Consider the following 20,377-nt stretch of genomic DNA (forward strand, 5'->3'; position numbering starts at 1 on the left):
AATATTATCAATCAATTAAATAGTTGGCACGCACCTTGATATAGGTACAGCATCTTATTTGAAACGCTGTATTACGCTGAGGTTGCTATGTCTATTCTGGTTAAAAATAACATTCATTGGGTGGGTCAACGTGACTGGGAAGTGCGCGATTTCCACGGGACGGAATACAAAACGCTGCGCGGCAGCAGCTACAACAGCTATCTCATTCGCGAAGGTAAAAACGTGCTGATCGATACCGTCGATCACAAGTTCAGCCGCGAGTTCGTGCAGAACCTGCGCAGCGAAATCGATCTGAACGCCATCGACTACATCATCATCAACCATGCGGAAGAGGATCACGCCGGGGCCCTGACCGAACTGATGTCCTGCATCCCGGACACCCCAATCTACTGCACCACCAACGCCATCGACTCGATCAACGGCCACCATCACCATCCGGAGTGGAACTTCCACACCGTGAAAACCGGCGACGCGCTGGATATCGGCAACGGCAAGCAGCTGATCTTTGTGGAAACCCCGATGCTGCACTGGCCGGACAGCATGATGACCTACATGACCGGCGACGCGGTGCTGTTCAGCAACGACGCCTTCGGCCAGCACTACTGCGACGAGCGCCTGTTCAACGACGAAGTGGACCAAACCGAGCTGTTCGAACAGTGCCAGCGTTACTACGCCAACATCCTGACCCCGTTCAGCCGCCTGGTGACGCCGAAAATCACCGAGATCCTCGGCTTCAACCTGCCGGTGGAGATGATTGCCACCTCCCACGGCGTGGTGTGGCGTGAAAACCCAACCCAGATTGTGGAGCTATACCTGAAATGGGCGGCGGATTATCAGGAAGACCGCATTACGATTTTCTACGACACCATGTCCAACAACACCCGCATGATGGCGGACGCCATTGCCCAGGGCATCAACGAAGTGGACCCGAACGTGGCGGTGAAAATCTTCAACGTGGCGCGCAGCGATAAGAACGAGGTATTGACCAACGTCTTCCGCTCTAAGGGCGTGCTGGTGGGCACCTCCACCATGAATAACGTGATGATGCCGAAAATTGCCGGCCTGGTGGAAGAGATGACCGGTCTGCGCTTTCGCAACAAACGCGCCAGCGCCTTTGGTTCACACGGCTGGAGCGGCGGCGCGGTAGACCGTCTCTCCACCCGTTTACAGGATGCCGGTTTTGAGATGTCCCTGAGCCTGAAGGCAAAATGGCGTCCTGATCTCGACGCGCTGGAAATCTGCCGCCAGCACGGTCGCGACATTGCCCGTCAGTGGGCGCTCGCACCGCTTCCTGATGCCGATGCAACACCCGCCGAACAGCCGCAAACCTGTGACGTTGCCGCCAGCGCCGATCTCGGCCCACGCATGCAGTGCAGCGTCTGCCAGTGGGTTTACGATCCTGAGCTGGGCGAGCCGCTACAGGATGTCTCCCCGGGCACGCCGTGGAGCGAGGTGCCGGACAACTTCCTCTGCCCGGAATGTTCCCTCGGCAAAGACGTCTTTGACGAACTGGCAGCGGAGGCAAAATGAGCAACGGCATCGTTATCATCGGCTCGGGCTTTGCCGCCCGCCAGCTGGTGAAAAATATCCGCAAGCAGGACGCTCACGTGCCGCTGACGGTGATTGCCGCTGACAGCATGGACGAGTACAACAAGCCTGATTTAAGCCACGTCATCAGCCAGAATCAGCGCGCCGAAGACCTCACCCGCCAGACGGCGGGGGAGTTCGCGGAGCAGTTTAACCTGCGTCTGTTTCCGTACACCTGGGTCACCGACATCGACGCCGACGCCCACGTGGTGAAAGCGAAAGAGAAAACCTGGCAGTACGACAGGCTGGTGCTGGCGACCGGGGCATCAGCCTTTGTGCCGCCGGTTGAGGGCCGCGAGCTGATGATTACCCTCAACAGCCAGCAGGAGTACCAGGCCAGCGAAACCCTGCTCCGCGATGCGCAACGGGTGATGATTGTCGGCGGCGGGCTGATCGGCACCGAGCTGGCGATGGATTTCTGCCGCGCGGGGAAATCCGTCACCATGGTTGACCACGCGGCCAGTATTCTGTCGGCGCTGATGCCCGCAGAAGTAAGCAGTCGCTTACAGCATCGTCTGACCGATATGGGCGTCCATCTGCTGCTGAAATCGCAGCTGCAGAGCCTGAGCAAAACCGAAGGCGGTATTCGCGCCACGCTCGACCGCAGCCGCAGCGTAGAAGTGGATGCGGTGGTTGCCGCGACAGGGCTGCGCCCGGAAACCGCGCTGGCGCATCGCGCAGGGGCTGAGATAAACCGCGGCGTGAAGGTAGACTGCTACCTGCAAACCACGCGGCCGGACATTTATGCCCTGGGCGACTGTGCGGAAATTAACGGTGAAGTGCTGCCCTTTTTGCAGCCGATTCAGTTAAGCGCAATGTGTCTGGCGAAAAATCTGCTCGGCGGAAGCGCGCCGCTGAAATTGCCCGCCATGCTGGTAAAAGTAAAAACGCCGGAATTACCGCTGCATCTCGCAGGTGAAACGCAGCGTCAGGATCTGAACTGGCAAATTACCCTCGAACCGCAGGGAATGGTCGCGCGAGGTGCGGACAGCGAGGGTCAGATACGCGCCTTTGTCGTCAGTGAAGAGCGGATGAAGGAGGCGTTCACACTGCTAAAATCGCTACCTGCTTAACCCTCGCAATGCCTGCTGGCGCTCCGCTTACCCGGCCTACTCAACCCCAAAACGGTAAACCTTGTAGGCCCGCGCAAGCGTAGCGCCGCCGGGCAAAAACAGGGCTGGGTTGTTCAGGAACGCACCACCAGCGCGTCGTAGCCGCGCCAGCGGTAGTTGACCATGGAGATCAGCCAGCAGGCGACAAACAGCCCGACCACCACAAACCCGGCGTTGCCCAGGTTGTCGTTTACCGCGCCGATCAGATCCCAGACGCCGCCGCTGAGGGCAAATTTGTCCATCAGCAGGCCCAGCGCTTCCAGCCCGCCGATAAACAGCGCCACCACCACGGAGGTGCCGGTGATGGTCATGTTGTAGTAGAGCTTGCGCTGCGGTTTATCAAACGCCCAGCCATAAGCGCCGACCATCAGCAGATTATCGAGAGTATCCACCAGCGCCATGCCGCTGGCGAAGAGCGCCGGGAAGATCATGATTGACCATACCGACATGCCGCTAGAGGCGCTGGCGGCAGAGATCCCCAGCACGCCGATCTCGGTGGCCGTGTCAAAGCCAAGGCCAAACAGGAAACCGACCAGGTACATCTGCCAGCTTTTATTCACCAGGCGGAAGGTTTTGCCAAACAGCCAGTTCATGACGCCGCCCTGGGCAGGCAGCGTGATGTCTCCCTGCACCGGCTGGCCTTTTTTCAGCGCCTGAAAACTGCGCCATACCCCGCGAAGGATCACCATATTCACCAGCGCCATCGCCAGCAGGAAGGTGGCGGACACCGCGGTGCCAATCAGGCTCCCGGTCTCGTGGAACCATGCCATGTTTTTCTGAAACGCCGTGGCGGTGGCGGCGATGGCGATGGAGGCCAGCACCACAATGGTGGAGTGACCCAGCGAGAACCACGCCCCCACCCCGGACGGACGCTTGCCCTGCTGCATCATCTTACGCGTCACGGTATCAATGGCCGCGATGTGGTCGGCGTCCACGGCGTGACGCAGCCCGTAGCACCACGCCAGCAGGCTGGCCGCCATCAGCGCCGTGCTGCCGCTGAAGGTGTGCCATGCCCATCCCCAGGCCAGCAGGTTTGCCATTACCAGAGCCAGCAGCAGAAGCGCGGCGCGAGGTTCGTTGCGTAACAGTCGTAACATTTTAAATCCTTTTTGAACATGACCGGGCAGCGGCGACCACCGCCTGCCCGAAGGAGATCGCTCCGTCACCTGCGGGCAGGCGCGAAGGAAAAAGAAGCGTAAAGTCAGAAAGATAGTGACGCAGGCGCGCGCGCAGCAGACGGTTGTGCAACACGCCGCCGCTGAGGCAGATTGTCGACAGCGACAGGCGTCGGGCATGGCACGCGGCGAGCTGCGCCAGCCCTTTTGCCAGCGCGTCGTGAAAGGCCCACGCGCGCTCGCGGGGCTCCGCCTGCCAGCTCAGCCACTGCCGCCAGAACAGCGCGAGGTTATCCACTTCCAGCGTCACCGGATGATCAACCCCCGCGCACTGCGATGCCAGCGCCTCCAGCCGACAGGCCGCTTCGCCTTCGTAGCGCTGCGCGTCGATGCCCAGCGCGCAGGCGACGGCGTCAAACAGACGACCGCAGGAAGACGCCCGCGGCGCGTTGATGCCGCGCGACACAGCCGTTGCCAGCAGTGGCCAGTTTTGACGCTGGACTGTCCGCGTTTCCGGGTACTGTTGCCAGTCCGGGACAAACGCCAGACAGTGGGCAAGCAAATTTCGCCACGGCTGCGTCGCCGCCAGATCGCCCCCCGGCAGCGCAACGGCAGGCAGGCCGCCGAGCCGTTCGCAGTCGAGATAGTTGACCCGCAGGCACTCGCCGCCCCACAGCGCGCCATTCTCACCCATGCCGATCCCGTCCAGCGTCAGGGCGATAACGTCTCCGCCGTCGAGCGGCCAGCCGTTCTCCGCCAGACACGCCGCCGCATGGGCGTGATGATGCAGCACGGTTTCGACGGGCAGCGCCTGCTCCTGCGCCCACCGTCGGGCGCGGTACGCCGGATGGGCATCGCACACCGCGCGCTCCGGCTGAAAGGCATAGATGTCCTGCATCGTCGAGAGCGCGCTGTGCCACTGCGCCTCGACGCCCTCGTCGCTGAGATCGCCAAAGTGCTGACTCAGTACCGCCTGGTTCCCGCGCACCAGGCAGAAGGTGTTTTTCATCTCTGCACCGGTGCACAGCATGGCGGGGATATCCTCAAAACCCGCGGGCAACGTGACGGCGTCCGGCACAAAGCCGCGCGCGCGACGCAGGATAGCGCCATCCCGATCCATCACCGAATCATCCATGCGTTGAAGGATGTCGCGGTTATGCAGCAGGAAGCCGTCCGCGATGCCGCTGAGTTCCTCCAGCGCCTGCTGGTTAGTGACGGCAGGCGGTCTGCCGCTGAGGTTGCCGGAGGTCATCACCAGCGGGCGCCGGCACTCCATCATCAGAAGATGCTGGAGCGGGTTCGCGGGCAGCATCACGCCAACGCAGTCGAGCCCCGGTGCAATTTCCTCGGGAAACGCGGGAAGCGAGGCTTTTGGCGTGAGCACAATCGGTGCGGCGGGCAAGCGTAGCAGCGCCTGTATCGTCTCAGGCAGGTCGTTCGCATCCGGGATCATCACCGCCAGCGGCTTCGTCGGGCGCTGCTTGCGCATCCGCAGTTTCAGTATCGCCTGCGGATCCAGCGCGTCGCAGACGAGGTGGAAACCGCCCAGCCCTTTAACCGCGACAATGCCGCCGCCTTTCAGCATCGCCACCGCCGCGCGTAAAGCCGATTCGCGGGCAGCAACGGCATCTCCGGCCTGCCATTCCAGCTGCGGCCCGCAGTCCGGGCAGGCCACCGGCTGGGCGTGGAAACGCCGGTCAGCCGGGTTGCGGTACTCGGTTTCGCACGGCGCGCACAGCGGAAATGCGGCCATCGACGTGGCCGGACGGTCGTAGGGCATCGCGCGGATAATAGTAAACCGCGGCCCGCAGTGGGTGCAGTTGATAAACGGGTAACGGTAGCGGCGCTCGCCAGGGTCGCGCATTTCAGCCAGACACGCCGGACAGGTGGCGGCATCCGGCACGATTTGCGTGTCCATCACTCCGCGCTCGCTCTGGCGGATGGTAAATTCCGTCGGCACGCCAGACCAGCTGTAGGGCTGCGTATCAACCTCGTCGATACGCGCCAGCGGTGGGCAGTCCTGGCGCAGCCTCGCGGTAAAGTCCCCCCCATTACCCGCGAGGCGCACCAGAACACCCTCTCCGTCGTTGCAGACATCGCCCACAAGCTTCAGCCGGTGCGCCAGCTGCCAGACGAAGGGCCGAAACCCCACGCCCTGCACCTTGCCCCGCACCCGAAGCTGTACGCCGTTAACGCTCATTGCGGCTTAAAACCGCAGCGATGACGATGTGTCGAACGCCGCGCGACGGCGCTTTTCGGCGCTCATCTGCTCAAGCTTATCGCGATCCACGCAGACCAGCGCGTGCGTCGGGCAGGCTTCCATACAGGCCGGGCCGGCTTCACGGTGATAGCAAAGGTCGCATTTATTGGCTTCGGCCTTCTCTGCCCGCACGCTCAGCCCCATACCGCTGTTGCGCACCACCGGACGAACCACCACCTCCATCGCGCCATACGGGCAGGCGACAACGCAGGTTTTGCAGCCGATACAGCGCTCCTGCATCACGTGCACAAAGCCCTTCTCGCGCTTAATCGCCCCGTTCGGGCAGACGTTGGCGCACGGTGCGTCTTCGCACTGGCGACAGATGGCGGCGGTGGAAATATTCACGCCTTTAATGACGTGGATGCGCGGCAGGAAGGTATCAGGAGTGAGAGAGGCGCAGTCCTGCTCCGCCTGATGGGAAACCACGCACGCCACTTCACAGGTACGGCAACCAATGCACTTACTGGCATCGGCCATAATAAAACGGTTCATCTGCTTCTCCGGCATAACTGTTATGCGCGAAGCTATTCATAAACCGTGCCAACATTTAACTTATTGATTTTAAGATAAATGTAAAACAAATTTTCTGTCATCGTCATTAGTGACGATGACAGATGTCGACGTCAGCGGTACGGGCCATCAATGACGGAGTCGCGCAGGACAAGCTCGCCGGAGAAGGTTTGCTGATATTTAAACTCCCCGCCGTCGAGCATGAAGATCAGGCGGCTGATGGTCTCCTGAATCATCTCCGTCACCGGAATACGCACGCTGGAGAGCGATGGCACGATATAGGGCGCGATGGCCACGTCGTCAAAACCGATGACGGATACCGCGTCCGGCGTAGCGACGCCGCTGTCGTGCAGCTGCTTGATGGCGCCGATCGCCATATCGTCATTGCTCGCCACCAGCGCGGTAAAGCGTTCCCCGCGAGCAAGCAGTTCAGAAACCGCCGCCGCGCCGCTGGTGGGGTTCCACTTCCCCTGCGCAATCAGCCCCTCGCGCAGCGGAATAGCGTGCTGCGCCAGCGCATCCCTGTAACCGGAAAGACGCTCGACCCCGGTGGGGGAATCCATCGAGCCGGTGATAAACGCAATCTCCCGGTGCCCTTTTGCAATCAGCTGCGACACCGCGTCCTGACACGAGGCTTTATGATCGGACCAGACGCTGTGGCTGCTGTTTTTCCGCAGGCGGCGGTTGAGCACCATAATCGGCTGCTCGCACTTCTCAACGAGCTCGTCCAGCTCTTCCACGTTCAGAAAACGCGGATAGATAATCACCGCATCGCAGCGCATATCCAGCAGATACTGGATCGCCTCGCGCTCTTCTTCGGCGCTGTGCTTGCCGTCGGCGAGGATCAGCTGCCGCCCTTTTTCTTCCGTCATCCGCGCGGCGTGAAACAGCAGTTCGCTAAAGTAGACGCCGTGATAAAGGGTGTTCGTCACCACCAGCCCCAGGGTCTGGGTGCGTTTGGTCGCCAGGTTGCGCGCCAGCAAATTCGGGCGATAGCCGCTCTCTTCAATGGCCTGAAACACCCGGTCTTTGGTCTCCTGGCTAACGTAGCCGTTGCCCGACAACACCCGGGAAACCGTCGCTTTCGAAACGCCTGCCCGCTTCGCCACTTCCAGCATCGTGGTCATACTGTTCTTCCATCCGAAACTCATGCGGGCAGTGTACTGCACCGCGGAAAAATTGTCGCAGCGGCAACATCACGCTTTCGGCATCTCATTGCGATCTGAATCACGAAAAAGAAAAATGTTCAAAAAGCGATCTTGTTTCATCAAAAGAAACTCATGATGATTATGTGGAACCGGTTTCCTACATTTCACACAACGATAACAGGATCACATCCGATGGCCAAAAATTACGCTGCGCTGGCGAACGACGTTATCAGCGCGCTGGGCGGCAAAGAGAACATCGTCGCCGTCACCCACTGCATGACGCGACTGCGTTTCGTTCTGAAAGACGAAACCCTCACCGACGTTGCGCGCCTGAAAAGCATCAGCGGCGTGCTCGGCGTGGTACGCAATGACAACCAGTGTCAGGTCATTATTGGCAACACCGTTTCACAGGCGTATCGCGAAGTGGTGAGTCTGTTGCCAACCAGCCTGCAGCCTGCCGTACCGGAAGGTCCGCAGAAACTGACCTTACGCCGCATTGGTGCCGGGATCCTCGACGCACTGATCGGCACCATGTCCCCGCTGATCCCGGCGATCATCGGCGGTTCGATGGTCAAGCTGCTGGCGATGATCCTTGAGATGACCGGCGTGCTGCCAAAAGGCGCGCCGACGCTCACCATTCTGACCGTCATCGGCGACGGCGCGTTCTTCTTCCTGCCGCTGATGGTAGCGGCCTCGGCGGCGGTGAAGTTCAAAACCAATATGTCGCTGGCGATCGCCATCGCGGGCGTGCTGGTGCACCCGAGCTTTATCGAGCTGATGGCGAAAGCCGCGCAGGGCGAACACGTTGAGTTCGCCTTTATTCCGGTGACAGCGGTGAAATACACCTACACCGTCATCCCGGCACTGGTGATGACCTGGTGCCTGTCGTATATCGAACGCTGGGTAGATCGCATTACCCCGGCGGTAACCAAAAACTTCCTGAAGCCGATGCTGATCGTGCTGATTGCCGCCCCGCTCGCCATCGTGCTGATTGGCCCGCTCGGGATCTGGATCGGTAGCGCCATCTCCGCGCTGGTCTACACCATTCACGGCTATCTGGGCTGGCTCTCCGTCGCTATCATGGGCGCGCTCTGGCCGCTGCTGGTGATGACCGGGATGCACCGCGTGTTTACGCCGACCATCATTCAGACCATCGCCGAAACGGGCAAGGAAGGGATGGTCATGCCGTCGGAAATCGGCGCTAACCTGTCGCTCGGCGGCTCGTCGCTGGCGGTGGCCTGGAAAACCAAAAACCCGGAGCTGCGCCAGACGGCGCTGGCGGCAGCGGCCTCCGCCATTATGGCGGGGATCTCTGAACCGGCGCTGTACGGCGTGGCGGTGCGTCTGAAACGTCCGCTGATTGCGAGCCTGATCAGCGGCTTTATCTGCGGGGCGGTCGCCGGCATGGCCGGTCTCGCCAGCCACTCGATGGCGGCGCCGGGGCTGTTCACCAGCGTGCAGTTCTTCGACCCGTCTAACCCGATGACCATCGTCTGGGTGTTTGGCGTCATGGGGCTGGCGGTGGTGCTGTCGTTTGTTCTGACCCTGCTTTTAGGGTTTGAGGATATCCCGGTCGAAGACGAAGCTGAAAAAGCGCGCGCCCTGCAGACCGCACCGGTTCAGAACAACGCAGCAAAAGCATAAATTGAAAGCGAGGTAAGAATGTCTGTTTTTCCACAAGGATTTTTATGGGGCGGCGCGCTTGCCGCCAACCAGAGTGAAGGTGCTTACCGTGAGGGCGGCAAAGGACTGACAACGGTCGATATGATCCCCCACGGCGCGCATCGTCTGGCGGTGAAGATCGGTCAGGAAAAGCGTTTTTCGCTGCGTGACGACGAATTCTACCCGAGCCACGAGGCGATTGATTTTTACCATCGCTATAAAGAAGACATCGCCCTGATGGCGGAGATGGGCTTTACGGTGTTCCGCACCTCGATTGCCTGGAGCCGCCTCTACCCGAACGGCGACGAGCCGCTGCCGAACAAAGAGGGTATTGCCTTCTACCGCGCGGTGTTCGAGGAGTGCAAAAAGTACAACATTGAGCCGCTGGTCACCCTGTGCCACTTCGACGTGCCGATGCACCTGGTGACGGAGTACGGCTCGTGGCGCAACCGTAAGATGGTCGATTTCTTCGCCCGCTACGCCCGCACCTGCTTTGAAGAATTTAACGGGCTGGTGAAATACTGGCTGACCTTCAACGAAATCAACATCATGCTGCACAGCCCGTTCTCTGGCGCGGGGCTGGTGTTTGAGGAAGGTGAAAACGAAGACCAGGTGAAATACCAGGCCGCGCACCATGAGCTGGTGGCAAGCGCGCTGGCGACCAAAATAGCCCACGAGGTGAACCCGGAAAACCAGGTCGGCTGCATGCTGGCGGGCGGGAACTTCTACCCCTACTCCTGCAAGCCGGAAGACGTGTGGATGGCGCTGGAGAAAGACCGCGAGAACCTGTTCTTTATCGACGTGCAGGCGCGCGGCAGCTATCCGGCCTATTCTGCCCGCGTGTTCCGCGAGAAAGGCGTGGTGATTGTGAAAGATCCCGGCGACGATCTACTTCTGAAAAACACCGTCGATTTTGTCTCATTCAGCTACTACGCCTCGCGCTGCGCGTCGGCGGACATGAACGCGGGCAACACCAGCGCGGCGAACATCGTGAAGTCCCTGCGCAACCCGCATATTCAGGTGAGTGAATGGGGCTGGGGCATCGACCCGCTCGGCCTGCGCATTACCATGAACATGATGTACGACCGCTACCAGAAGCCGCTGTTCCTGGTTGAAAACGGCCTCGGGGCGAAGGACGTCATTGATGAAAACGGCGAGATCAACGACGACTACCGCATCAGCTATCTGCGCGAGCATATCCGCGCGATGGGCGACGCGATTGAGGACGGCGTGCCGCTGATGGGCTACACCACCTGGGGCTGCATCGACCTGGTGTCTGCCTCAACGGGCGAGATGAGCAAGCGCTACGGGTTTGTGTACGTTGACCGCGATGACGCCGGGAACGGCACGCTGGATCGCAAGCGCAAGAAATCGTTCTGGTGGTATAAGAAGGTGATTGCGAGTAACGGGGGGGATCTGGAGTAGACTGTCCTTACCCCTCACCCTAACCCTCTCCCCATAGGGGAGAGGGGACAAAACACACCCTCTCCCCTATGGGGAGAGGGCCGGGGTGAGGGGTTCAAATCCACCCTTTCCAGCCCACCCGGCAAGCCGTGAATAGACCACTTCCACCGCCTCTTTCACCGGCGGCGTCATCGGGTAATAAAATCCGACAATGTCCGGCTGGATCCCCAAAAACAGCACCTCGCCCACGTCGTCTTTAATCTGATCGACCAGGTAGTTCAGCGGCATATTGTGCGTCGTCATCATAAACATCTCGGCGATGTCGTCCGGGTCAATCAGGCGGATCTCGCCGGGGTTGAGCCCCATATCGGTGGCATCGACGATTAACAGTCTCTCCGGACGCAGCTCGCGTATGGCGACCACGTCATTTTCCGGCGCGCTGCCGCCGTCAATCACTACCCAGCTGCCCTGCGGGTTCGCGGCGCACATTTCTGCCAGCAGCGGACCCGCGCCGTCGTCGCCCATCATACTGTTGCCGACACACAGTAAAACGTCAGTCACGTAATCTCCTCACCATCAGGTAGATGGCGCTCTCCTGATGAATATCGTGCAGCATGCCGAGCAACGTGGTGCTCCACGCCTGCTGCGCCGGGGTTTGCCTGCAGAGCGCCGCGTCAAAGGCGTTGGCGAGCATCGCAATGTGGTTGGCGTCGATGACTATCTCGCCGTACTTCGGCACGCCCTCCATCTTGCGACGCGCCGTACTGCCCTCCTCCAGCGTGGCGATCCACGCCAGGTACTCGGGCCACGGGCAGCTCAGCGCCGCCTCCAGGCAGTCAATCACCCCGAGGTGATGCCCAATCGCCAGGCTGTAATAGACCACCTGCTGCGCCGCATCCGGCGTGGCATCGTTCTCATCAATAAACTTACGGCTCAGCTGGCTGAACACCACCGTTTCACTCATCGGATACGCGCCTCATCCACGATGCTGTTCAGATTCGCCACAATCTCATTAAGACGCGGATCGTTCTCGGCCTCCAGCCAGCGCGCCACCTGATGGTCGCCCTGGCTCAGCAGGCGCAGATAATCGTCGGCAATCTGACGCCCGTAGCGGTAGCCCGCCAGCCTGCGCGCCGTGCGGTCAACCTTCACCCGCAGCGGCTGCACCATGTCCGGGTGCAGAATGGCGGCAGGCTGGTTGTCCAGCTCGCCCGGCTCGCGGGCGTGGATTTTCTGCTCCAGCAGGCCGAGCGCCATGGCAAAGCCGTACAGCGTCGCGGCGGGCGTCGGCGGGCAGCCTGGAATGTAGACGTCCACCGGCACGATTTTATCTGTGCCGCCCCAGACGCAGTAAAGGTCGTGGAAGATGCCCCCGCTGTTGCCGCAGGCGCCGTACGAGATGCAGATTTTCGGGTCCGGTGCGGACTGCCAGGCGCGCAGCGCGGGCGAGCGCATCGCGCGGGTGACGGCGCCGGTAAACAGCAGGATGTCCGCATGACGCGGGGACGGCACGACTTTGATACCGAAGCGCTCGGCGTCAAACAGCGGCGACAGGGTAGCGAAGATCTCGATCTCGCAGCCGTTGCAGCCGCCGCAGTCCACGCGGTAAACGTAGGCCGAGCGTTTGATTTTTTTCAGCAGCGACGCCTTCATGCTGGCGATGGATTCGTCCACCGTCATCGGCACCGGAAGGCCGTTAGCGTCGCGCGGGCCCAGTAGGTTTTCCATCAGCTGGCCTCTCTCATGTGGCGGGTGATATCAATGCGGTCGGACGGCAGCAGACACTTCTGACGCTTGCACGCCGGGCAGGTTTCGAAGCTTTCACGGTGATGCTCCGCGCGGGCGTCGCCGTTGTGCTGCAGCAGCGCGATGGCGTAGTCGATCTCTTTTTGCACGGCGAACGGGCGCTGGCAGACGCGGCAGTTGCACAGGTCAAAGCGCGACTGCTGCAGAAAATCCTCTTTCTTCCACACCGCCAGCTCGTATTCCTGCGACAGGCGAATGGCGACCGTCGGGCAGACCTCCTCGCAGCGGCCGCAGAAAATGCAGCGCCCGAGGTTGAACTGCCAGGCCAGCTCGCCGGTTTTGAGATCCGTTTCCACCGTTAAGGCGTTCGACGGGCAGGCGTTGACGCAGGCCGCGCAGCCGATGCACTGCTGCGGATTGTGCTCCGGCTTGCCGCGAAAGTTTTTGTCCACCGGCATCGGCTCCAGCGGATAGCTGCTGGTCTGCACGCCGGTTTTGATGACTTTTTTGATAAAGGTAAACATGGCGAGTCCTTATTTCAGCGGCGAGTTCTTACGCTCGATGCTGTAGCGCTCAAGCTCTTTGTACGGCACCACCTGGCTTTTCTTCTTACGCACGTCCACGACGGTCATGCGGTCGGTGCAGGAGTAGCACGGGTCGAGGCTGCCGATGATCAGCGGCGCATCGGAAACCGTGTTGCCGCGCAGCATATAGCGCAGGGTTGGCCAGTTGGCGTAGGTGGCCGCGCGGCAGCGCCAGCGGTACAGCTTCTGGTTGTCGCCGGTCATGCTCCAGTGAATGTCGTCCCCGCGCGGTGCTTCGGCAAAGCCAAGGGCGAAGCGATTCGGGATGTAGGTGAAGCCCTCCACCATCAGCGGGCCGCCCGGCAGGTTATCGAGGCCGAAGTCGATCATATTCAGAGCAGTGAACACCTCGTTGATGCGCACCTTAAGGCGCGAGATGACGTCGCAGCCCTGCTCGCTGTGCACGGTCATCGGCAGCAGGCCGTAGCCGACAAACGGGTGATCGGCGCGGGTGTCGCGGGCATGGCCGCTGGCGCGTACCATCGGGCCTACGTTACTGAAGTCGCGGGCGATTTCCGGGTCAAGGCGGCCGATGCCGACGGTGCGCTGCTCGATGTTTGGCGTGCTGAGCAGCATATCCACCAGCTCCTGCACATCGCGGCGCATCTGCTGGGCCAGCTGGCGGGTCTGGATCATATCGTCCTTCAGCAGGTCGCGGCGGATCCCGCCGATCAGGTTCAGACCGTAGGTTTTACGCGCCCCGGTGAGGATCTCCGCCATCTTCATCGACGCCTCGCGCACGCGGAAGAACTGCATAAACCCGGAGTCAAAGCCAACGAAGTGGCAGGCCAGGCCGAGGTTAAGCAGGTGCGAGTGCAGGCGTTCCACCTCCAGCAGAATGGCGCGGATCATCTGCGCGCGTTCCGGCACCACGATCCCCATGCCGTTTTCCACCGATGTGGTATAGGCAGTGCTGTGGGCAAAGCCGCAGATGCCGCACACGCGGTCAGAGAGGAACGTCACTTCGTTATAGCCCATGCGGGTTTCCGCCAGCTTTTCCATGCCGCGATGGACGTAGAACAGGCGGTAGTCGGCGTCGATGATGTTCTCGCCGTCGACGAACAGGCGGAAGTGGCCCGGTTCGTCGGAGGTGACGTGCAGCGGGCCGATCGGCACCACGTTGTTCTTCTTGCTGCCGAGCTCGTTGATGAACTCGTAGGTTTCGCTGTCGGTGGTCGGCGCCGGGCGCTGGCGGTAGTCCATGCTGTCTTTGCGCAGCGGGTAGAGTTCGTCCGGCCAGTCGTCCGGCAGCACCAGGCGGCGCTCGTCCGGCAGGCCGACCGGCACCAGGCCGTACATGTCGCGCACCTCGCGTTCGCCCCAGACGGCGGCAGGCACGCGCGGCGTGACGGACGGGTATTCCGGCTTATTCGGGTCGACTTCAACGCGCACGGTGATCCAGCACTTCTCGCCCTGCTCCATCGACATCACGTAGTACACCGCGTAGTTGCCGCACAGCTGGCGTTCGTCGTTACCGAACAGCACCGACAGCCAGCCGCCCTGACGGTAGTAAAGAAACTCCACCACTTCCGGCAGGTAGTTCACCTTCACGGTGACGGTTACCTGGTCTTTGGTTTGCCAGGACTCCTCCAGCACCACGCCGGGGAAAGCCTGATGCAACGCGGCGAGATACTGCTGACCTTTCTTTTCTTCAGACATAAAAATTCTCTTTAATCACGCCACCAGCAAGGAGACGAACGCTAAAAATGCAAAACCAAAACCGGCCCAGGTGATGCGTGACGTTTCGACAAAACGCAGGCGCGCCATGCTGTTTTCAAACAGGGCAATCACCAGCACGCCGACCAGCAGCTTGAGGGCGGCAATCACGACGGCCAGCACCAGACCACCCACGGTGAAGTGCGTCATTTGTCCCCACGGGAAGAAGACGCCGACAAACATCTGCAGCACCACCAGTTGCTTGAGGCTGATGCCCCACTTCAGCACCGCGAAGCCATAGCCGCTATACTCGGTAAGCGGACCTTCCTGCAGCTCCTGCTCGGCTTCCGCCAGATCGAATGGCAGTTTGCCCATCTCAATAAACGTGGCGAACGCGCAGGCACAGAGCGCCAGCACCAGCGGAATGGAGCGGGCCACCGGCCAGTGATAAACGGTGTCGGTGATAAAGCTGATATGGGTGGAACCGGCCACCTGCGCGGCGACCCACAGCCCCAGCAGCAGGATCGGCTCCACCAGCACGCCGAGCATCGCCTCGCGGCTGGCGCCAATGCCGGTAAACGGGCTTCCGGTGTCCAGGCCCGCAATCGCAAAGAAGAAACGGGCAATGGCGAAGAGGTAAATCAGCGTGATTAGATCGCCGAGCGCCGGCAGCGGCGACGCCACCGTCACCACCGGCAGAGCGGTGGCGATGGTCAGCATCACGCCAACCATCACGAACGGCGTCAGGCGGAAGACCCAGCCTGCGGCGTCCGGGGCCACGCTCTGACGAGAAAGCAGCTTGAAGAGATCGCGGTACTCCTGGAGCACCCCAGGCCCTCGGCGGTTGTGCATTCGGGCGCGCGCCACGCGCGTGATGCCCGACAGCAGCGGCGCGGCGGCGAACAGCACCAGCGCCTGAAGAATTGCCAGTAACAGACTCATGTCAGGCTCCTCGTGAAATCACAATAACCACCAGCACCGCCAGCTCGATGACCGCCAGACGGCGGAACAGCGCGGGTGCGGCAGCGCTCTGCCAGCCCGGTACCCAGCCCACCGGGTTCAGCCAGCGGCGCAGCTTCAGCACGGCGGCGAAGTTTTCCTTCACCGGCATGGCGAAACCGTGGGCGGTGATGACCATCGACTGCTCGTGTTCGTAGCCGCAGGCCCACGCCGCGCCGCGCGAGCGGGAGGCGAGTCGGTCGCGTTTAAAGAACAGCATCAGCACGAATGGCAGCAGCGGTGCGGCAACCAGCAGCAGCGCCATCATCGGCTGGGATACAACGGTATGCGCCGTGGTCAGCGGCAGCGGAACGGCGTTGCGCAGCAGCGGCAGTAGCCACGGCGCGGCAACCCCGCCCGCAATGCAGCACAGCGCCAGCGCAACCACGCTGGCACACATCAGTACCGGTGCGCAGCAGGCGTTTTCCGCTTCGCGGGTGCGCGGCGCGCCGAGGAAGGTCACGCCGTAAACCTTCGCCATGCACATCACCGCCAGCGCCCCGGTAATCGCCAGCCCGACCGCCAGTAGCGGGCCTAACAGGCGCGCAATAAAGAGATCGCTCTGACCGAGCGCGAAGAAGGACTGGTAGATCACCCACTCCCCGGCAAAGCCGTTCAGCGGCGGCAGCGCAGCCATCGCCATCAGCCCCACCAGCATGGCGAGTGAAATGACGGGCATCTTTTTGCCAATGCCGCCGAGCTTTTCGATATCCCGATGGCCGGTGCGGAACCAGACGCTACCCGCCCCGAGGAAGAGGGTGCTTTTAAACAGGCTGTGGTTGACGAGGTGATACAGGCCTCCGATAAACCCGGCAGCAATCAGCGCCGGCTGGTTAAGCGCCAGCCCGGCGACGCCCGCGCCCATACCGAGCAGGATGATGCCGATGTTTTCAAGGGTGTGGTACGCCAGCAGGCGCTGAATGTTGTGCTCCATCAGGGCGTACAACCCGCCAACGAACGCGGTGACCATGCCCGCAATCAGCAGCACCACGCCCCACCACAGCGGCGGCTGACCGCCGGTCAGCGTGAGGGTCAGAATACCGAACAGCCCCACCTTCATCACCACGGAGGAGAACAGCGCGGCAGCCGGCGCAGGGGCATTCGCATGCGCCTGCGGCACCCAGCCGTGCAGCGGGATAATCCCGGCCAACAGGCCAAAGCCGACTACGCCAAGCAGCCAGACGTCGTTGCCCAGCGTCTGGCCGTTAAGCGCGGAAAAGTCCAGGGTGCCGAAACGCTGCCACACCAACCAGCAGGCCAGCGCCAGCAGCAGCGTCCCGAGGCGACCGAGCGCAAACCACAGCTTGCCGGAGGCGCTGCAGCCCGTCAGGAACACGCCGCACAGGGCCATGATCTCCGCCATCACCACCAGCGCGCCGAGGTTGCTGGCGATAACCGTGCAGACCGCCGTGGCCATCAGCAGGTTCACCAGCAGGCCGTTGGCTTTGACCTGCTGATGACGGTGCCAGTCAATATTGAACAGGCTGATAAACAGCCCGCACAGGCCAAAGGTCACCAGCCAGATGGCGTTTAGCGGTGTAATCGCCACGGTGTGGCGAATCAGCGGCATAAGTGTTTCCACGGATTGCCCGCCGAGCAGAACCACGCCGCCAGCGGCCAGCGTCATCAGGCTGCCGACCGCCCCGCCGATACCGGCTATCCAGCCGCTCAGGGTTTTATGGAAAGAGAACACCAGCGCCAGCACGGCGGCAGCGGCAAAGTACGCCACGGCGCTGTTAATCATAAATATCGCGTTCATTTCGCCCCCTCGTTAAGCGACTGCAGAAGCGAAAGATCTCCGACGTCGGTATTAATGGTCAGCTCGCGCTTGCGCCTGCTGGTGCGGGCGATGTCGCGGATGTTGACCAGGATCAGCGCTTTGGTCGGGCAGGTCCGCACGCAGGCCGGGCCCTGTTCGTCAAAGCTGCACAGGTCGCACTTCACGGCGATAGCGCGGATGCCGGGCACCCAGTCCAGCAGCGTGCTCACCTTCGCCGGAGCGGGTGGCGCAGGCAGCGCTTTCGGGGTATTGGCGTTCGCCGGGATATGGAGCGGGCGGCTGCCGGAGAATTCAATGGCGCCGAACGGGCAGGCGATGCCGCACAGCTTGCAGCTGACGCACAGGCTTTCGTTCAGCTGGACCGCGCCATCGACGCGGGTGATGGCGTTAACCGGGCACACGCCCGCACACGGGGCATCTTCACAGTGGTGGCAGAGCTGCGGGGCAGACTCTTTTTCATTACGCATGACGCGCAGGCGCGGCATGGACTGCAGCCCGTGCAGGCGGTGCATTTCCGAGCACGCCGCCTCACAGGTTCGACAGCCAATACAGACCGTCGAGTCAGCAATTACAAAACGGTTCACCGGGCAATCCTCAGGTGATGGTCATTTTTGACGACGAAAAACTGTCTCATCGACACTTTTCGACACACGGTTATCAGGCAGGGTTAGCGGGAATCTTTCCCGCGACCAGCTGTTTCAGGTCGACCGGCAAGTCGTGTTCAACCGCGGCGTAGAGACCGTTGTAAACCGGCGCGATTTTCTCCAGATAGTGCTCAAGCACCTGCTGGCGATCGCGGTTGCTGACGTAGCCGTCGACCATGCCGTCGGCCATCAGCTGGGCCTGCGCAATACACTGTTTTTCACCCTCTTTGTTCTCGACGTAGTACTCGATGGTGTGGCTGTTAAAGCTGTCTGCCAGGGTGACAAAAACCGTGAAATGGCCGAAGAGGACAAATCGCATATCGCCCTGCGCCGCGCAGCTCATCGCGTGATGCAGACGCGCTTTTGACAGGGTGATCCCCTGAACCAGAGAGTTGCAGTAGAGGTGCCACTGATCCTGAAGCTGCTGGTGGCGCTGCGCGATGTAATCCGCTTTTTCGCTGATTTCCCAAATAGTCATAAAAGGTATCCGGTTAATGGAGATAGCGGCTGTTAAGCAGATTCCGTGCCAGTTTTTAATTAATTGATTCATATTGCTTTTATCAAAAAAGTCACTGTCAACGCTGCGATGTCGACGTGTCATTTCGACAGCGTTGACATCGTCACGCCTTAACGCAAATCAAGCTGGCACCGTTATTGCATTCAATGGCGCAATTCATTGAGGAGGCGTCATGCACGAAATCACCCTCTGCCAGCGGGCTCTGGAACTTATCGAACAGCAGGCAGTGCAAAACCGCGCGAAACGCGTCACCGGCGTCTGGCTGAAGATCGGGGCATTTTCCTGCGTCGAGACCAGCGCCCTGACCTTCTGCTTTGAGCTGGTGTGCCGCGGCACGCTGGCGGAAGGCTGCGCGCTGCATATTGAAGAGCAGCAGGCGGAGTGCTGGTGCGAGCAGTGCCAGCAGTACGTCACCCTGCTGTCATCGAAGGTTCAGCGCTGCCCGCAGTGCCAGAGCGCCGGGCTGCGCATCGTGGCGGATGACGGCATGCAGATCCAACGTCTCGAAATCGAGAAGGAGTAAAGTATGTGTAGTACCTGCGGTTGCGCCGAAGGCAACCTGTATATAGAAGGGGATGAACACCGCCCCCACTCCGCGTTTCGCTCTGCGCCCTTTTCCCCCGCCCCGCGTCCTGCGGCGGCCCTGACCGGCATAACCTTTGCACCGCAACGCTCCGGCGCGGGTGACCTGCATTACGGCCACGGCGAAGCGGGCACCCACGCGCCGGGCATGAGCCAGCGCCAGATGCTGGAGGTGGAGCTCGACGTGCTGGATAAAAATAACCAGATCGCCGCCCGCAACCGCGCGCGCTTTGCCGCGCGCAGGCAGTTGGTGCTGAACCTGGTCTCCAGCCCCGGTTCCGGAAAAACCACCCTGCTTACCGAAACCCTGAAGTGTCTGAATGAACGCGTCTCTTGCGCGGTGATCGAAGGCGACCAGCAAACCGTTAACGATGCGGCGCGCATTCGTGAAACCGGCACGCCCGCGATCCAGGTCAACACCGGTAAAGGCTGCCACCTGGACGCGCAGATGATTGCCGACGCCGCGCCGCGCCTGCCGCTGGCAGATAACGGAATCCTGTTTATTGAAAACGTCGGCAACCTGGTGTGCCCGGCGAGCTTCGATCTGGGTGAACGACACAAGGTGGCGGTGCTTTCGGTGACCGAAGGCGAAGACAAGCCGCTGAAATACCCCCACATGTTCGCCGCCGCCTCCCTCATGCTGCTGAACAAAGTCGACCTGCTGCCGTACCTGAATTTTGACGTTGATAAGTGCATGGCGTATGCCCGCGAGGTGAACCCGGACATTCACATCCTGCTGGTTTCCGCCACGCGCGGCGACGGGATGGACGCCTGGCTGGACTGGCTGGAGAGCGAACGATGTGCATAGGCGTACCGGGACAAATTCACGCCATCGACGGCAATCAGGCCAAAGTCGAGGTTTGCGGCATCCTGCGCGACGTCGACCTGACGCTGGTGGGCAGCACCGATGAGACGGGCGCGTCGCGCCTCGGCCAGTGGGTGCTGGTCCACGTAGGCTTTGCGATGAGCGTGATTAACGAAGCAGAAGCCCGCGACACGCTCGACGCGCTGCAAAACATGTTCGACGTGGAACCGGACGTCGGCGCGCTGCTGTACGGCGAGGAAAGGTAA

Annotated in this window: 20 protein-coding genes; 7 read left to right on the plus strand and 13 right to left on the minus strand. The window is 61.2% G+C overall.

Features of this window, described 5'->3' with window-relative positions; all coding sequences use genetic code 11:
- Positions 1 to 87: 87 nt before the first annotated feature.
- Entirely contained in the window at positions 88 to 1,530 is a 1,443-nt protein-coding gene (gene norV, locus AB8818_RS10490) for an anaerobic nitric oxide reductase flavorubredoxin (RefSeq protein ID WP_192984370.1), read from the plus strand.
- Positions 1,527 to 2,660: an NADH:flavorubredoxin reductase NorW gene (gene norW, locus AB8818_RS10495; RefSeq protein ID WP_192984367.1), complete on the plus strand. Its 1,134-nt coding sequence runs from the start codon at positions 1,527 to 1,529 to the stop codon at positions 2,658 to 2,660. Before norV ends, norW begins: the two co-directional genes overlap by 4 nt.
- Before the next feature lie 113 nt (positions 2,661 to 2,773).
- On the opposite strand, the gene AB8818_RS10500 is transcribed toward norW, so the two are convergent.
- The 4 genes from AB8818_RS10500 to AB8818_RS10515 all read right to left on the minus strand — a co-directional run bounded on the left by AB8818_RS10500 (position 2,774) and on the right by AB8818_RS10515 (position 7,711).
- Positions 2,774 to 3,796: a HoxN/HupN/NixA family nickel/cobalt transporter gene (locus AB8818_RS10500; RefSeq protein ID WP_116343433.1), complete on the minus strand. Its 1,023-nt coding sequence runs from the start codon at positions 3,794 to 3,796 to the stop codon at positions 2,774 to 2,776.
- Position 3,797: 1 nt separating this feature from the next.
- Entirely contained in the window at positions 3,798 to 6,014 is a 2,217-nt protein-coding gene (gene hypF, locus AB8818_RS10505) for a carbamoyltransferase HypF (protein WP_192984364.1), read from the minus strand.
- 6 nt (positions 6,015 to 6,020) lie between these two features.
- Positions 6,021 to 6,566: an electron transport protein HydN gene (gene hydN, locus AB8818_RS10510; protein ID WP_192984361.1), complete on the minus strand. Its 546-nt coding sequence runs from the start codon at positions 6,564 to 6,566 to the stop codon at positions 6,021 to 6,023.
- Positions 6,567 to 6,697: 131 nt separating this feature from the next.
- Positions 6,698 to 7,711, minus strand: a complete 1,014-nt coding sequence (locus tag AB8818_RS10515) for a LacI family DNA-binding transcriptional regulator (protein ID WP_116343435.1) — start codon at positions 7,709 to 7,711, stop codon at positions 6,698 to 6,700.
- 213 nt (positions 7,712 to 7,924) lie between these two features.
- Here AB8818_RS10515 and ascF point away from each other — a divergent pair, with 213 nt between their 5' ends.
- Both ascF and AB8818_RS10525 read left to right on the plus strand, forming a co-directional pair.
- On the plus strand, positions 7,925 to 9,376 hold the full coding sequence (ascF, locus tag AB8818_RS10520) for a PTS cellobiose/arbutin/salicin transporter subunit IIBC (RefSeq protein ID WP_116343436.1): 1,452 nt from the start codon (positions 7,925 to 7,927) through the stop codon (positions 9,374 to 9,376).
- An 18-nt stretch (positions 9,377 to 9,394) separates the two neighbouring features.
- Entirely contained in the window at positions 9,395 to 10,819 is a 1,425-nt protein-coding gene (locus AB8818_RS10525) for a 6-phospho-beta-glucosidase (RefSeq protein WP_192984358.1), read from the plus strand.
- Positions 10,820 to 10,885: 66 nt separating this feature from the next.
- Here AB8818_RS10525 and hycI read toward each other — a convergent pair whose 3' ends face one another.
- The 9 genes from hycI to hycA form a co-directional block, all read right to left on the minus strand.
- Positions 10,886 to 11,359, minus strand: a complete 474-nt coding sequence (gene hycI, locus AB8818_RS10530; protein WP_116343438.1) for a hydrogenase maturation peptidase HycI — start codon at positions 11,357 to 11,359, stop codon at positions 10,886 to 10,888.
- Positions 11,352 to 11,762 carry a formate hydrogenlyase maturation HycH family protein gene (locus AB8818_RS10535; protein ID WP_116343439.1) on the minus strand — a complete coding sequence of 137 codons (411 nt, stop codon included), beginning with the start codon at positions 11,760 to 11,762 and terminating at the stop codon, positions 11,352 to 11,354. The genes hycI and AB8818_RS10535 overlap by 8 nt, the downstream gene beginning before the upstream one ends.
- Complete coding sequence (locus AB8818_RS10540; RefSeq protein WP_116343440.1) at positions 11,759 to 12,526, minus strand: NADH-quinone oxidoreductase subunit B family protein; 768 nt, start codon at positions 12,524 to 12,526, stop codon at positions 11,759 to 11,761. The genes AB8818_RS10535 and AB8818_RS10540 overlap by 4 nt, the downstream gene beginning before the upstream one ends.
- Positions 12,526 to 13,068 (minus strand): formate hydrogenlyase complex iron-sulfur subunit, encoded by a 543-nt coding sequence (locus tag AB8818_RS10545; protein WP_116343441.1) that lies wholly within the window; start codon positions 13,066 to 13,068, stop codon positions 12,526 to 12,528. Before AB8818_RS10545 ends, AB8818_RS10540 begins: the two co-directional genes overlap by 1 nt.
- Before the next feature lie 9 nt (positions 13,069 to 13,077).
- Positions 13,078 to 14,787: a formate hydrogenlyase subunit HycE gene (gene hycE, locus AB8818_RS10550; protein WP_116343442.1), complete on the minus strand. Its 1,710-nt coding sequence runs from the start codon at positions 14,785 to 14,787 to the stop codon at positions 13,078 to 13,080.
- A 15-nt stretch (positions 14,788 to 14,802) separates the two neighbouring features.
- On the minus strand, positions 14,803 to 15,726 hold the full coding sequence (locus AB8818_RS10555; RefSeq protein WP_192984355.1) for a respiratory chain complex I subunit 1 family protein: 924 nt from the start codon (positions 15,724 to 15,726) through the stop codon (positions 14,803 to 14,805).
- Position 15,727: 1 nt separating this feature from the next.
- On the minus strand, positions 15,728 to 17,542 hold the full coding sequence (gene hycC, locus AB8818_RS10560; protein WP_192984352.1) for a formate hydrogenlyase subunit 3: 1,815 nt from the start codon (positions 17,540 to 17,542) through the stop codon (positions 15,728 to 15,730).
- Entirely contained in the window at positions 17,539 to 18,147 is a 609-nt protein-coding gene (locus tag AB8818_RS10565; protein ID WP_192984349.1) for a 4Fe-4S dicluster domain-containing protein, read from the minus strand. Before AB8818_RS10565 ends, hycC begins: the two co-directional genes overlap by 4 nt.
- Positions 18,148 to 18,220: 73 nt before the next feature.
- Positions 18,221 to 18,685, minus strand: coding sequence for a formate hydrogenlyase regulator HycA (hycA, locus tag AB8818_RS10570; RefSeq protein WP_116343501.1), 465 nt, complete (start codon positions 18,683 to 18,685; stop codon positions 18,221 to 18,223).
- A gap of 211 nt (positions 18,686 to 18,896) precedes the next feature.
- Here hycA and hypA point away from each other — a divergent pair, with 211 nt between their 5' ends.
- From hypA to AB8818_RS10585, 3 genes are read left to right on the plus strand one after another with little or no spacing between them, the layout of a single operon-like run.
- Positions 18,897 to 19,247: a hydrogenase maturation nickel metallochaperone HypA gene (gene hypA / locus AB8818_RS10575; protein ID WP_163330101.1), complete on the plus strand. Its 351-nt coding sequence runs from the start codon at positions 18,897 to 18,899 to the stop codon at positions 19,245 to 19,247.
- A 3-nt stretch (positions 19,248 to 19,250) separates the two neighbouring features.
- Positions 19,251 to 20,114, plus strand: a complete 864-nt coding sequence (gene hypB, locus AB8818_RS10580; RefSeq protein ID WP_163330100.1) for a hydrogenase nickel incorporation protein HypB — start codon at positions 19,251 to 19,253, stop codon at positions 20,112 to 20,114.
- Positions 20,105 to 20,377 (plus strand): HypC/HybG/HupF family hydrogenase formation chaperone, encoded by a 273-nt coding sequence (locus AB8818_RS10585; RefSeq protein WP_063622353.1) that lies wholly within the window; start codon positions 20,105 to 20,107, stop codon positions 20,375 to 20,377. The genes hypB and AB8818_RS10585 overlap by 10 nt, the downstream gene beginning before the upstream one ends.

It is taken from the genome of Enterobacter sp. KB-280D8, assembly GCF_041399405.1.
GTDB lineage: Bacteria > Pseudomonadota > Gammaproteobacteria > Enterobacterales > Enterobacteriaceae > Enterobacter > Enterobacter cloacae_N.